A 13,731-nucleotide genomic window follows, 5' to 3' on the forward strand; every position below is an offset into this window, starting at 1 on the left:
GAGGGGGTCACCTGGACGCGGAGTCAGGACTGCTTGGCGGGCGCGGGCTTGGCGGTCCTGATGACGAAAACGGCGATCAGGAGCGCCAGACCGCTGAAGACCGCGCTCACCTCGAGTGCGCGGGAAACCCCGGCGGTGAACGATTGATGGTCGGCGGCGTTTCCGTTGAAGGCCCCGTTGAACGCGGTCACCAGGATGGCCAGACCCAGCGACGCCCCGATCTGCTGCATGGCCTGCAGCAGGCCGGATGCCGCCCCGGCGTCCTTGGGATCGACGCCGGCCAGGATCGTCATGTTCAGGGGCATGAAGGACAGCCCGACGCCGGCGCCGAAGAGCATCGTCGGGACGAGGACCGCGACCCAGTAGTTGCTCGACGCCTTGAGCAAGGACAACGCGACGATCGCGATGGTGACCAGGATCATCCCGGTGATCATCACCGGGCGCGCCCCGAACCGGGGGATCAGCTTCGGCGCCCGCTTGGATGCCAGGAACAGCACCGCGGCCAGCGGAATGAACGACACACCGGCAACGAGCGGGCTGAACCCCTTCACGTCCTGCAGGTACTGCAGCAGGAAGAAGAACATACTGGCCGTGGTCGCCGGCAGCAGCAGCATGCTGGCATACGCGGCGGCACGGTTGCGGACGGCGAACAACCGCAGCGGCATGATCGGCTGAGCGGTCCGCGCCTGAAGGACCAGGAATACCACCAGCAATACAACCGCGACAACGAAGGCGGCGACCGTCGTGCGGCTTGCCCAGCCCGCGGTAGCCGCTCGGATGAATCCGTAGACCAACGCCGTCATCCCGATCGTGGACGTCAGCGCGCCGATCACGTCGAAGCGGCCCGCGTGCCGCGGCGGCTCGGTGACGTATCGCGGGGCCAGCAGTGCGATCACGATCCCGATCGGAACGTTGATGAACATGACCAGTCGCCACGACCCGGCCGCGACGAGCGCTCCGGACAGGATGAGCCCGGCTGTCATCCCCAGACCGGCGACGGTGGAGAAGATGCCCAGCGCCTTGTTTCGTTCCTGTCCCTCCGGGAAGTTCGTCGCGATAAGCGCCAAGGTGCCCGGCGCTGCGAATGCCGCACCGACACCCTGCAACGCTCGCCCTGTCAGCAGCAACGCCGGCGAGGTCGCCAATCCGGCGATCAGCGACGCGACCGTGAACAGCACGACGCCGGCCACGAACACCCGGCGCCGACCGAGAATGTCCCCGGTCCGGCCGCCCAGCAGCAGCAGTCCGCCGAACGCCAGTGTGTACGACGTCAGGACCCAGGACAGATCGGCCGCATCGAAGTCCAGGTCCGCTTGAATGTTCGGCAGTGCCACGTTCACAACGGTCGCGTCGAGCACCACCAACAACTGACAGGCGATGATGACCGCCAGAGCGATACCGGGGCGTTTGCGGCCTTGAGGCTGTGTGTCGGTACTCGCCGGAGGCGAAATCTTTGACCTAGCCGACGTCGACATAAGTGTGCTCTCCTCACCGACCGACCGACCCACCCGGGACGGAACGTAAACGGAGACAGCCTCCATGTCGGAGTATACGGAGACTGTCTCCGCTTAGCAAGGTGATTGCGGCCCAACACCCATGTCGGCGACGCCTCCCCGAATCCGGGTCCAGGACCGGCAACCGACGACATAGCCTTACCGTCACGGCGACCGGCGAGGCCCGCCGCCTGCGGGCAAGCCCGCTCCGCGCGGCCAACGGACGGCCGAACCTGCGGCCTGGGTAGATTCCAGCTTTCGACGCGCGGCGGAAGGGCTTGACGATGGGGACACACACCACCAGCAGCGGCTCCGCCGAGCGGCCCCTTCGCGCGGACGCCCGCCGCAACCGGACCAAGTTGCTCGCAGTGGCTGCGGAGATGTTCGCCGCCGAGGGGACAGCCGCGTCCCTGGACGAGATCGCCAAACGTGCGGAGGTCGGTCCGGGAACCTTGTACCGCCACTTTCCCACCCGGCAGGACCTGCTGGTCGCGCTCCTGCGGGAACGAGTGGACACGCTGACCGCGCAGGCCACCCAACTTCTGACCAACCCATCACCCCAGGAGGCGCTCCGCACCTGGCTGGAATTGGTCGCCCTTCACTCCACCACCTACCGGGGCCTGCCCAGCGAGCTGAACATGGCCGAAGCCAGCCAGCCTGCCGACGTTCTGGCCGCCTGCCACCAGGCGATGCACAGGGCCGGCGCGGCGCTGGTCGACAGAGCCATGCGCGCAGGCGTCCTGCGCACCGATGTCACGGTCTCGGAGATCCTCCAGCTGACCAATGCCGTCGCATGGGCCAGCGAGCAGAACACCGCCAGCCCACAGGGGCCGGGACGACTCCTCGACCTCCTCCTGCAGGGACTACTTCCCCGCCCGTGACCAAGTCGTCAGGCGGAGCAGCCCAGCGCCCGGCCGATCCGCTGCCGGGCCGCCAGACGCAGCTGCGGGATCGGCGCCCACCGCGAGGGACCCGGGCCCTGCGCGGGGCTGCGCCCGGCGGCCCGCTCCAGGGCCCCGGCCGCGGCGCCGCCTCGCCGCTGAGTCTGCGCCGCCGCGTCCTGCAGGAGCACGGCGTGCCGCCCATCGGGCGCTCGCGGCGGTCCCGGAGACGAGGCGGTGCGTGTGAGATGCGCAGGCCGCGGCCGGGACGGCCAGAACTACGCTGCGGGCGAGCTGCGCCAGGTCGGCGCATGTTCACGGCCCCCGAGCCACCCGGCCGGTTGTCAGTCGGGCAGGTCGGCGATCGTGCGGGCCCAGTCGCGCAGCGGCGAGTCGGCCGCCGCCGCGGTGTACCGGCGGAACTGCTCGCGACTCTCGGCGCGCCGAATGCCGCCGTACACCGCCGGCGCCTGATGCCAGCGCGTACTTGCACCCGGTTGCCAGGTCGCGGCGACCCCGGCGGCACCATCATCCGGCGACTCCACCCCGAAGTACACCTCCCGCACGCCGAGCGCCATCGCCGCGCCGAGGCACATGACACACGGTTCGAGGTTGACGCCCAGCCGCAGCGGCTCCGCGTGCTCCGACCAGCCGAACCGCTCGTCGGCCTCCATCATCGCCAGCAGCCCGGCGTGCACCAGCCGGCGGCCATGCCCGCGTTCACGCGTGTACGCCCAGCCGACCACGTCGTCACCGGCCAGGACCACCGCACCGATCGGCAGCTCGCCGACCTTCAGGCCGGCCGCAGCGGCCTCGATCGCGGCGCCGACGATCTCCTCTGGAGTCACCCACCTATCCTGACCGCCGACGGACGTGGGCGCCATACAGCCGACCGTCCATGAGTGGCGGCGCAAACGGATAGATCGACGTGGGAGGAACCGGCTGACTTTCCCGGCCGATTTTCCCGTCTGATGGTCCGCCGACGATTGCCGATACGGTCCGGCCGACGGCCGCCGCAAGGACGATGCCCGGACGTGCGGTCAGCCGGTGAGCGCGGCCGCCCCGTCCGCTGGGCGGTCGAGCCGGGCCGCGAGGCTGTCGTGCAGCCGGGTCAGCGCGTCCAGCCGCTGACGGATGAGCGCCAGCCGCTCCTCGGCGACGCGCATCGCGGCCGCGCAGCCGGGGCCGGCGGCGAACGCGGGCGGCAACTCCCGGTCGAGCCACTGCCGGAACTCCCGCACGTCGGCGATGGTGAAACCGAGCGCCAGCAGCTCGCGGACGTTGCGCACGCGCCGCACGGCGGCGGGGTCGTAGTCGCGGTAGCCGGTTGGGGTGCGGTCGCTGGTGAGCAGGCCCTCCTGCTCGTAATACCGCAGCGTCCTGGTGGTCGTCCCGGCGGCCCGCGCCAGTGCCCCGATGCGCATGAGCCCATTATGCCAACCGGACCAGGACCGTCCCGGTGTGGCGACCGGCGAACAGGTCGAGCAACGCCTGCGGCGCCGCGGCCAGCCCGTCGACCACGGTGTGCGGCACCGCGATCCCGAGACGGAGGAACTCCGCCTCGTGGTGCGGCTCGCCGGTCGCGGTGAACCCGTGCAGCGACAGCCGCCGGCCGATGACCGTCGTCAGGTCCAGCGGCGGGTCGGCGGCGTCGCCGAGCTGCGCCGCGAGCGCCCCGCACAGCGCGATGCGGCCGTGCGGGCGCATCACGCCGACCAGCTCGGCCAGCACCGGCCCGCCGACCGTGTCGAAGCCGACGTCGACACCGTCCGGCGCCGCCGAGGCCAGTGACTGCTCGCCGTGCCGGAACCCGGCGTCGTAGCCGAACCGCTCGGTCAGCAGCGCCACCTTGCCCGCGCTGCCGGTGCTGCCGATCACCCGGCCCGCCCCGAGCGCCCGCGCCACCGCTCCGGCCACACTGCCGACGCCGCCTGCCGCTCCGGACACGTAGACCGTCTCGCCGGGCCGCAGCCCGGCGGTGCGCAGCCCGGCGTACGCCAGCAGGCCACCGGACAACAGCGCGACCGCGTCGCCCGCGTCGATCCGGCGGAACCGCACCGCCGGGCCGGCCGTGTACTCGCGCCACCCGAGCCCATGCAGGACGGTCTCGCCGACCGGAAGCGCGGCGCTCGCCGACGCCACCACCTCGCCGACCGCCCGGCCGAACAGCGGGGCCCCGACCGCATAGCCTGGCATCACGCCGAGCCCTCCGGCCAGCAGCGAGCGCATCGCCGCGCCCAGCGCCATGAGCCGGTTGCGGACCACCACCTCACCGTCGCCCGGCTCGGGCAGCTCCCGCTCGCCCAGCTCGAAGTCCTGCAGCACCGGTGCCCCGTCCGGCCGCCGCGCCAGTCTGATCTCCGCGCTTCGCATGTGCGGCACCGTATGCCTTGACGTACACGTCAAGGTCAAGGTCAAGCTAACCGACGGCGGGCCAGAGCAGGCTCTCGGCCGCGTCCTCCGCGTCACGCAGCACCCGCAGGACGTTGCGCCCGGTCAGCCCCTCCAGCTCGGCCGCGCTCCAGCCCCGCGACGCCAGCTCGGCCAGCAGCCGCGGATAGCCGGAGACGTCCGCGAGCTCGGCCGGGAACCAGTCCACGCCGTCGTAGTCACCGCCGATGCCGAGGTGGGCGGCGCCGACGACCTCGCGGGCGTGCTCGACGTGGTCGGCGACCTGGGCGAGCGAGACCTCCGGGCGCGGATGCGCGGCGAGCCACTTCGCGTAGTCCTCCTCGAGCGCGGGCGGCGGGGACGGCGGGGACGGCGGGGACGGCGGCGGGGAAGACACGGGCGGCCACGTCCACGGCACCGCCGGGAACCCGAGCCGCGCCCGCTCGGCCGCGGCGTCGGCGGTCCATGCGGCGACCTCGGCCGAGACGAACGCCGGGACGAACGTGAGCTGCAGAACGCCGCCGTTGGTCCTGAGCAGCCTCAGCTCCTCGTCGGCGACGTTGCGCGGGTGGTCGTTGAGCGCCCGGACCGACGAGTGGCTGTAGATGACCGGGGCGGTCGAGACGGCCAGGGCGTCGCGCTGGGTCGAGGCCGCGGTGTGGGACAGGTCGACGAGGATGCCGAGCCGGTTGAGCTCGGCCACGATCGCCCGGCCGGTCTCGCTGAGCCCGCCGCTCGCCGGCTCGTCGGTGGCGGAGTCGGCCCAGGCGGTGTTGTCATTGTGGGTGAGGGTCACGTACCGCACCCCGAGCCGGGCCAGCCCGCGCAGCACCCCGAGCGAGCCCGCGAGGCTGTGGCCGCCCTCGACCCCGATGAGCGACGCGATCCGCCCGCCGCGGATGACCCGCTCGACCTCCGCGGCGGTGCAGGCGATCGCGAACGTCTCGGGATAGGCCTCGGCGAGGCGGTACACCAGGTCGATCTGCTCGATCGTGGCCGTCACCGCCTCGGGCTCGGGCAGGCGCGACGGCACGTAGACGGACCAGAACTGCCCGCCGACCCGCCCGGCCCGCAGCCGCGGGATGTCGGTGTGCAGCTCGGGGCGGTTCCGGTCGAGGCCCTCGACGCGGCCGCCCGAGCCGAACCGCAGCGCCACCGGCAGGTCGTTGTGCCCGTCGATGACCGGCATGGCCGCGAGGACCTGCTCGACGAGCCCGGGGAGGTTCATCGCACCGCCGCCGCGCGCCGGGCGGCCTGGCGGGCCGGGTCGGGCACGGGCGCGGCCTCGACCAACCGCCGGGTGTACCGATGCTCCGGTTCGTGCAGCACGCGCCGGGTGTCGCCGGTCTCGACGGCGCGGCCGTGCCGCAGCACCATGACCCGGTCGGCGACGGCCTCCACGACGGCCAGGTCGTGGCTGATGAACAGGGCGGCGAACCCGAGTTCGCGATGCAGGCGCATGAGCAGCTCCAGGATGCGGGCCTGGACCGACACGTCCAGGGCGGAGGTGGGTTCGTCGGCGATGAGCAGCGCCGGGCTCAGGGCGAGCGCCCGGGCGATCCCCGCGCGTTGCCGCTGGCCGCCGCTGAGCTCGTGCGGGTAGCGCCCGGCGTGCCCGGCCGGCAGCTCGACCTGCTCCAGCAGCTCGCCGACCCGGGCCAGGACGGCGGCGCGGCCGAGCTCGCGGCGGTGCACCCGCAGCGGCTCGGCGATGCTCGCGCCGACGGTGAGCAGAGGGTTGAAGCTCGTCGCGGGATCCTGGAAGACGTACCCCAGTCCCCCGGCCGGCACCCGCACGTCGAGCGAGCCGCCGGTGGCCGCGACGAGCCCGGCGATCGCCCGGCCGATGGTCGTCTTGCCCGAGCCGCTCTCCCCCACGAGCCCGAGCACCTCGCCGGCGGCGATCGCGAAGCTCACCCCGTCGACCGCGCGGGCCCCGCCACGGCCGAGCCGGCGCGGGTACTGCACGACGAGGTCCTCGGCGACCACGACGGGCTCAGCCTCGACCACCCGCGCGGGCCGGCCCGCGCCGGGCACCGGGATCGCGGCCAGCAGCTCCCGGGTGTACTCGTGGGAGGGTTGGGCGAAGAGCGGCCCGACGGCGGCCCGCTCGACGATCCGACCGTGCCGCATGACGGCGACCCGATCGGCGATGTCGGCGACGACGCCCATGTCGTGCGTGATGAGCAGAATGCCGGTGCCGAAGTCGGCGCGGCACCGGCGCAGCAGGTCGAGGATCTCGGCCTGCACCGTCACGTCGAGCGCGCTGGTCGGCTCGTCGGCGACGAGCAGCCGCGCGCCGAGGGCCAGCGCGGCCGCGATGAGCACCCGCTGCTGCTGGCCGCCGGAGAACTGGAACGGATAGTGTCCGGCCCGCTGCCGCGGCTCGGGGATGCCGACCGCGTCGAGCATCTCGATCGCCCGCTCGCGCCGCGCCGCCCGCCCGCGCACACCGTGCGCGCGCAGCCCCTCGGCGATCTGCCAGCCGACCGGGTACACCGGATTCAGCGCCGTCGAGGGCTCCTGGAACACCATCGCCGCCGCGGTGCCCCGCAACCGGCGCAGGGTCCGCGGGTGGGCGCCGATCACCTCGGTGCCGCCCAGCACGACGCTGCCCGACACGTCGGCGTTGGCGGGCAGCAGGCCGAGCACGGCGTTGCCGGTGGCCGTCTTGCCACTGCCGCTCTCGCCGACCAGTGCGACGATCTCGCCGGACGCGACGGCCAGGTCCAGCCCGTCGACCGCGGTGACGTGCCCGCCGCCGACGGCGAACCGGACCCGCAGGTCCTCGATGCGCACCAGGTCCGCGCTCATGCTGCCCGCCGCAGCCGCAACCGCGGGTCGGTGAGGTCGGTGAGGCTCTCGCCGATGAGCGTGATGCCCAGGACGGTGAGCACGATCGCGATGCCCGGCGGCACCGCCGTCCACCAGATCCCGGCGGTCACGTCCGGCACCGCCTTGTTGAGGTCGTAGCCCCACTCCGCGGCCGAGTTGGGCTCGATGCCGAAGCCGAGGAAGCCCAGCCCGGCGAGCGTGAGGATGGCCTCGGAGGCGTTGACCGTGACCACGACCGGCAGGCTGCGCACCGAGTTGCGCAGCACGTGCCGGAGCATGATGCGGGCGTGCCCGGCCCCGATGATCCGGGCGGCATCCACGAACGCCTCTCCTTGCACCCGTACCACCTCGGCCCGCACGACCCGCAGGTACTGCGGCACGAACACGACGGTCACCGCCACCGCGGCCGCGGTCAGCCCGCCGGCGAGGCTGGAACGGCCGCCGCTCACCGCGATCGCGACGAGGATGGACAGCAGCAGCGACGGGAACGCGTACATGGCGTCGGCCACTCCGACGAGCAGCCGGTCGAGTCGCCCCCCGACATAGCCGGAGACGAGCCCGAGCAGCACGCCGAACACCAGCGACACACTCACCGCGAGCAGGATGACCAGCAGCGCGGTGCGGGCTCCCCACAGCGTCCGCGACAGCACGTCGTAGCCGGTGATCGTGGTGCCGAACGGGTGCCCGTCCCCCGGGCGGCCGCGGCTGTCCTGCAATTGGGCGTAGCCGTACGGAGCGATCAGCGGAGCGAACACGGCCGTGAGCGCGAACACCGCGGCGAGCCCGGCCCCGAGCAGCACCATCACACGTTGGGTCATGGTTCAGTACCGCACTCTCGGATCGACGATCGCCGCGACCGCGTCGACGAGGAAGTTGGTCACCGCGACCACGAGCGCGAAGACGGCCACGAGCGCCTGCACCGCGACGAAGTCCCGCGCGGTCAGGTAGTGCGCGAGCTCGAAGCCCAGGCCCTTCCACTCGAACGTCGTCTCGGTCAGCACCGCCCCGCCGAGCAGCCCGGCGACCTGCAGGCCGAGCATCGTCACGACCGGTACCAGCGCGGGGCGGGTCGCGTGGCGGTCGCGCAGCCGGCGCTCGGGCACGCCGCGGGAGCGGGCGGCGGTGACGTACGCGGCCGACAGGGTGCCGATCAGGTTGATGCGCACCAGCCGCAGGAAGATCCCGGCCACGAGCAGGCCCAGCGCGACGGCGGGGAGCACCGCGTGGTGCAGCACGTCGAGCACCGCGCCGCCGTCGCCGCTGCGCAGCGCGTCGAGCAGGTAGATGCCGGTGACGCTGGAGCGGTGGGCGAGCTCGAGCTGGACCCCGGTGCTGGCCCGCCCGGCGACCGGGAACCAGCCCAGCCACACCGAGAAGACCAGCTTCAGCACCAGGCCCACGAAGAAGACCGGGGTGGCGTAGGCCAGGATCGCGAACAGCCGCAGCACCACGTCCGGCGCGCGGTCGCGGTGGTAGGCCGCGATCCGGCCCAGCGGCAGCCCGACGAGCAGCGCGATCGCCAGCGCGTAGACCGCCAGCTCCAGCGTCGCCGTGCCGTAGCTGCCGAGCAGGTCGCCGATCGAGCGGTTGTCGGTCGCGGTGCGGCCCAGGTCGCCGGTCGCCACGCCCTTCAGGAAATCCAGGTACTGCACCAGCAGCGGCCGGTCGTAGCCGGCCTGGTGCAGCTTCGCCTGCAGCTGCGCCGGGGTCAGCCGGTCGCCGAACGCGCTGGTGACCGGGTCCCCGGTGAGCCGCATCAGGAAGAACACCGCGGTCACCAGGGCGAAGACGGTCGGGAAGATGAGCAGGAACCGCACCGCGAGATAGCGGGCCAGGCCCGGCCCGGGGCGCCGCTCGTCAGCGCTGCGCAAGTTCGGCCCAGCGGAACTGGTACGCGCTGTCGAGCCGCTGCGGCACGCCGGTGACGCCCGCCCGGGTCACGATCGCGGTGGAGCCCTGCAGCAGCGGCACGATCGGCACCGCCTTGGCCACGGCGTCCTGGATCTGCCCGAGCGTCGCGGTGCGCTTGGCGGCGTCGGTCTCTGTCTGCTCCAGCTTGATGAGCGACTTCACGGCCGGGTCGTCGTAGCCGTTGTTGACCCAGTTGCCGTCGGCGAAGAAGGAGCCGAGGTAGTTGTCGGCGTCGAGGTAGTCCGCGTACCAACCGAGCTGGTAGGCCGGGTACTGGTCGGCGACGCGCTGCTTGCCGTACTGCGACCACTCCGTGGACTGCAGCGTGACCTTGAACAGCCCGCTCGCCTCGAGCTGGTTTTTCACCAGCGCGTACTCGTCCTCCGACGAGGAGCCGTAATGGTCGGTGTTGTACTGCAGGTTCAGGGCCACCGGCGGGGTGATGCCGGCCGCGGAGAGCAGGCCCGCGGCCACGGCCTTGTCGGGGCCACCGTTCTTGTCGCCGTAGAGCGGCTTGAGCGACTCCGTGGCACCGGTGATGCCCTGGGGCACGTACGAGTACAGCGGCTGGAACGTGCCCTTGTAGACCTGCCCGGCCAGCTGACCGCGGTCGATCAGCGAGGCCGCCGCCTGCCGCACCGCGAGCGCCTTGACCGGGTCGGCCTGCGCAGTGGCCGAGCCGAACGGCTGCGTCTTGAGGTTGAACACGATGAAGCGGATGCCGTTGCCGGCGCCGGTGTGCACCGCCACCTCGGGCTTGGTGGCGAGGTCCTGCAGGTCCGGGATGGTCAGCGTGCGGTAGACGACGTCGATGTTGCCCTGCTGGATGTCGAGCTTGAGGTTGCTCGCGGCGGTGTAGTACTTGAGCACCACGCCGGTGTTCCTCGGCGCGCCGAGGCTGCCGCCGTAGCCCGGGTTCACGGCGAAGGACACGACGGAGTTCTTGGTGTAGCTGTCGATGGCGTACGGGCCGGACCAGGGCTTGGCCGCGACGATGGCGTCGTCGTCGAGAATTTTGTCGGCCGGGAACACCTGTTCGTCCGCGATGAGTCCGGCCGCGGTCGTGAGCACCTGCGGGAAGAGCGTGTCATTGGCCGACTTGAGTGTGAAGTCGACCGTGTCCGGCGCGGGCACGGCAACCGAGGCGAGGTTGTAGAGCAGCGACGAAGGCCCGTTCTTGTCGGCGATCCTGAGCTGCCGGTCGAAGCTGAACTTGACGTCCGAGGCGGTGAGGTCGTGACCGTTGGCGAACTTGAGGCCGGGCTTGAGCTTCACCGTGTAGGTCGTGGGGCCGCTGAGCGTGATCGAGGCGGCCAGGTCGGGCTTGGCGTCGGTGGTGCCGTTGGGGGCGCTGAGCAGGGTGGCGTACACCTCGGACTCGATGGTGCCGGAGCCCGCGTCCCAGGAGCCGGCCGGGTCGAGGCTGGAGACCTGGTCGGTGGTGCCGATCGTGATCGCCTTCGCGCCCGTCGCGGCCGGGTCGGTGCTGGACGTGTCGGTGGTGCAGGCGGCCAGGCTCAGGAGGGCGGCCAGTGACGCGGCGGCCGGCTTGCGGGCAATGGTTCGGGGCATGCCGGCGACGTTACGGAAGGACTGTTAAGCCATCTTTCCGATCTGGATAATAGGAAATAATATCGGCTCACGTCTTTTCGACGCGCCTTCGAAGGGTGGGGCCGGGCTGATCAGCACCCGAGGGGCAGGCCGAGATTGTCCCGCAGGGTCGGGCCCAGGTAGTCGGGCTTGACGATGCCACGCTTGCGCAGATGGTGCAGCAGGCCGTTGACGACATAATCGTGCTGGATCGGGTCGTGCAGGCCGCCGACCGAGAGCACGTCGAGCACGCCCGCGCGGAACCGCTCCTCCACGGCGTCGGCGAGCTGTTCCGGGGTGCCCGCCACGCTCCAGTGGCCGGTGTCCTGGGCCGCGATGATGAGCTCGCGCAGGGTGTAGCCCTGGCGGATGTACGCCCCGAAGATCTCGACCCGCCCGCGCCGCCGGTGCACAGTGGACACGTCGGGCACGACGGATTCCGGAAGGGACTGATCCAGCGGTACCGACGAAAGGTCCACGCCCCCGCCGAGCATCTCGGCGACCAGCGAACGGCCGGCCTCGAAGTCGATCGCCTCGTGTCGTTCGCGGACCAGCCGCCGGGCCTCCGCCTCGGTCGCGCCGAAGGTGGCGTGGAACGAGCTGAAGATCAGCGGCAGCCCTGGCCGCCGGCGCAGGAGCGCGGCACGCCCCCGGATTCGGCCGGTGTACTCACGCGCGGCCTCCATCGTGGACAGTGCGGTGAAGACGACCTCGGCGTACTTGGCCCCGAGCTCGATGCCGGCGGCCGACTGCCCGGCCTGGATCAGCACCGGCCGGCCCTGCGGCAGCGGCGGGATGTTGAGCGGGCCGGCGACGCTGAAGTACGGCCCGGCGTGGTCGATGGGCCGGACCTTCGCCGGGTCGAGGATCGCGCGCCCGTCCGGGCCGAGCTCCAGAGCGCCCGGCCGCCAGCTGTCCCAGAGCGCGTTGACGACGTCGAGCGTCTCGGCGGCGCGGGCGTAGCGCTCCTCCGGGCTCGGCAGGGCGCCGGGGCCGAAGTTCTCCTCGCCGATCGCCGACGTGACGAGGTTCCAGGCGGCCCGCCCGTTGCTCACGTGGTCGAGCGTGCCGAAGAGCCGGGCCAGGTTGTACGGGTGGTGGAAGGTGGTCGACACCGTCGCGATGAGCCCGATGCGCTCGGTCACCTGGCTCAGCGCGGAGACGTACACCAGCGGCTCCTGCGCCCCGATGGTCCCCTGCGCGCCGAACGTGAGCAGGTCGGGCACGAACAGGGCGTCGATGCGGGCGGCCTCGGCGAGCGCGGCGACGCGGCGCGCGGTATCGACCGTGGAGCGACGCGGGTCGAGGGCGAGCTCGTACGGGCCGGGATACCCACCGGCGCCGGTGACGATGGCCAGGGTACGGGGCGGACGCGCAGTCATGCGCCCACCCTATTCCTATCGAAACAGTATGGATAGGGGCGGTTCCGTCACAGCCGCTCGCCGCGATGGCGCAGGACCGTGCGGCCGTGTTCCTCGACCCACCGGGCCAACCCGTCGACCGGGACGAGCAGGCTGTGGCCCAGCGGCGTCAGTGCGTACTCGACGCGCGGCGGCACCTCCGCGTGCACGCTGCGCGCGACCAGCCCGTCGCGCTCGAGGTCGCGCAGCGTCTTGGTGAGCAGCCGGTGCGAGATGCCCTCGACGCGGCGCTGGATTTCGGTGAACCGCAGCTCGCCGTCGACGAGCACCGCCACGACGGCCAGCGTCCACTTGTCGCCGATGGTGGTCAGCAGCCCGCGCAGCAACTGCCGCAGATCGCCGTCCCGGCATGTGGCCGACCCTGCTTCGGGACTCATGGCTGGTCCTCTCCAAGACGCACCCGGAGGTGCCCGACGCACTCGATAGTGCGCATGCTCGATCGGGAATCCAGGCTGCCATCCGGGCGCTCGGGCTGTCGACAGGCAACCCCGCACCGTGAGGAGCATCGCGCCATGACCAGGATCGCCATCATCGTCGGCAGCGTCCGCCCGGGCCGCTACAGCCGCCAGGTCGCCGAGTGGGTGCACGCCGAGGCAACCAAGCGCACCGACGCCGAGTTCGAGCTCGTCGACCTCGCCGACCACCCCCTGCCGCACCTCGACGAGCCCGTCCCGGCCTCCGGCGGCACCTACGCCAACGAGCACACGAAGGCCTGGTCCCGCCTGATCGGCGGGTTTGACGGCTTCGTGTTCGTGACGCCGGAGTACAACCACTCCACCTCCGGAGTGCTCAAGAACGCGATCGACTACCTGTACGCGGAGTGGAACAACAAGGCGGCCGGGTTCGTAGGCTACGGCGTGGTCGGCGCCGTCCGGGCAGTCGAGCACCTGCGGCTCGTCGCGGCCGAGCTGCAGCTGGCCACGGTCCGCTCGCAGGTGGCGCTGTCGTTCTACACGGACTTCGAGAACTTCGCGACGCTCACACCCGGCGCGCACCAACTCGACGCGCTCACCGCGACGCTGGACCAGGTCGTCGCCTGGGCAACGGCCCTGGCACCACTGCGGGCCTGAGCCCGCATCCACCGATGCCGGCTCGGCCGTGCCGGGCCGGTGTCGCGTGGCCGTCGTCGCCGCCACGCAACCCCGGCTGCTGGTCGGCCCCCGCGTCCGCCGGTGCGCGCCGCGAGGAAGACGGTTTCACCAGGGCCAG

General features: G+C 72.0%; 14 protein-coding genes. 2 read left to right on the top strand and 12 right to left on the bottom strand.

From position 1 onward, the window contains the following. Positions 1-23: 23 nt before the first annotated feature. A complete protein-coding gene (locus AC6JBM_RS21265; protein WP_497985316.1) occupies positions 24-1,541 on the bottom strand; it encodes an MFS transporter in 1,518 nt (505 codons plus the stop codon). 320 nt (positions 1,542-1,861) lie between these two features. Between AC6JBM_RS21265 and AC6JBM_RS21270 the strand changes: the two genes are divergently transcribed. After that, positions 1,862-2,374 (top strand): TetR/AcrR family transcriptional regulator, encoded by a 513-nt coding sequence (locus AC6JBM_RS21270; protein ID WP_497985317.1) that lies wholly within the window; start codon positions 1,862-1,864, stop codon positions 2,372-2,374. An 8-nt stretch (positions 2,375-2,382) separates the two neighbouring features. On the opposite strand, the gene AC6JBM_RS21275 is transcribed toward AC6JBM_RS21270, so the two are convergent. The 11 genes from AC6JBM_RS21275 to AC6JBM_RS21325 all read right to left on the bottom strand — a co-directional run bounded on the left by AC6JBM_RS21275 (position 2,383) and on the right by AC6JBM_RS21325 (position 12,899). After that, a complete protein-coding gene (locus AC6JBM_RS21275; RefSeq protein WP_497985318.1) occupies positions 2,383-2,565 on the bottom strand; it encodes a hypothetical protein in 183 nt (60 codons plus the stop codon). A gap of 153 nt (positions 2,566-2,718) precedes the next feature. After that, entirely contained in the window at positions 2,719-3,222 is a 504-nt protein-coding gene (locus AC6JBM_RS21280) for a deaminase (RefSeq protein ID WP_497985319.1), read from the bottom strand. A 192-nt stretch (positions 3,223-3,414) separates the two neighbouring features. Continuing rightward, positions 3,415-3,798 (bottom strand): MerR family transcriptional regulator, encoded by a 384-nt coding sequence (locus AC6JBM_RS21285; protein WP_497985320.1) that lies wholly within the window; start codon positions 3,796-3,798, stop codon positions 3,415-3,417. A gap of 7 nt (positions 3,799-3,805) precedes the next feature. After that, on the bottom strand, positions 3,806-4,747 hold the full coding sequence (locus AC6JBM_RS21290) for a zinc-binding dehydrogenase (RefSeq protein WP_497985321.1): 942 nt from the start codon (positions 4,745-4,747) through the stop codon (positions 3,806-3,808). 46 nt (positions 4,748-4,793) lie between these two features. Further along, positions 4,794-5,993 carry a dipeptidase gene (locus tag AC6JBM_RS21295; protein WP_497985322.1) on the bottom strand — a complete coding sequence of 400 codons (1,200 nt, stop codon included), beginning with the start codon at positions 5,991-5,993 and terminating at the stop codon, positions 4,794-4,796. Further along, positions 5,990-7,579: a dipeptide ABC transporter ATP-binding protein gene (locus AC6JBM_RS21300; protein ID WP_497985323.1), complete on the bottom strand. Its 1,590-nt coding sequence runs from the start codon at positions 7,577-7,579 to the stop codon at positions 5,990-5,992. Before AC6JBM_RS21300 ends, AC6JBM_RS21295 begins: the two co-directional genes overlap by 4 nt. Then, positions 7,576-8,418 (bottom strand): ABC transporter permease, encoded by an 843-nt coding sequence (locus AC6JBM_RS21305; protein WP_497985324.1) that lies wholly within the window; start codon positions 8,416-8,418, stop codon positions 7,576-7,578. The genes AC6JBM_RS21300 and AC6JBM_RS21305 overlap by 4 nt, the downstream gene beginning before the upstream one ends. A 3-nt stretch (positions 8,419-8,421) precedes the next feature. Next, entirely contained in the window at positions 8,422-9,471 is a 1,050-nt protein-coding gene (locus AC6JBM_RS21310) for an ABC transporter permease (RefSeq protein ID WP_497985325.1), read from the bottom strand. Next, on the bottom strand, positions 9,458-11,083 hold the full coding sequence (locus AC6JBM_RS21315) for an ABC transporter substrate-binding protein (RefSeq protein ID WP_497985326.1): 1,626 nt from the start codon (positions 11,081-11,083) through the stop codon (positions 9,458-9,460). The genes AC6JBM_RS21310 and AC6JBM_RS21315 overlap by 14 nt, the downstream gene beginning before the upstream one ends. Before the next feature lie 110 nt (positions 11,084-11,193). Next, complete coding sequence (locus AC6JBM_RS21320; protein ID WP_497985327.1) at positions 11,194-12,483, bottom strand: NtaA/DmoA family FMN-dependent monooxygenase; 1,290 nt, start codon at positions 12,481-12,483, stop codon at positions 11,194-11,196. Between the two features lie 47 nt (positions 12,484-12,530). Continuing rightward, a complete protein-coding gene (locus AC6JBM_RS21325; protein ID WP_497985328.1) occupies positions 12,531-12,899 on the bottom strand; it encodes a winged helix-turn-helix transcriptional regulator in 369 nt (122 codons plus the stop codon). A 135-nt stretch (positions 12,900-13,034) separates the two neighbouring features. Here AC6JBM_RS21325 and AC6JBM_RS21330 point away from each other — a divergent pair, with 135 nt between their 5' ends. Continuing rightward, a complete protein-coding gene (locus AC6JBM_RS21330; RefSeq protein WP_497985329.1) occupies positions 13,035-13,592 on the top strand; it encodes an NADPH-dependent FMN reductase in 558 nt (185 codons plus the stop codon). Positions 13,593-13,731: the final 139 nt, after the last annotated feature.

The sequence above is a fragment of the Dactylosporangium thailandense genome (assembly GCF_059739745.1).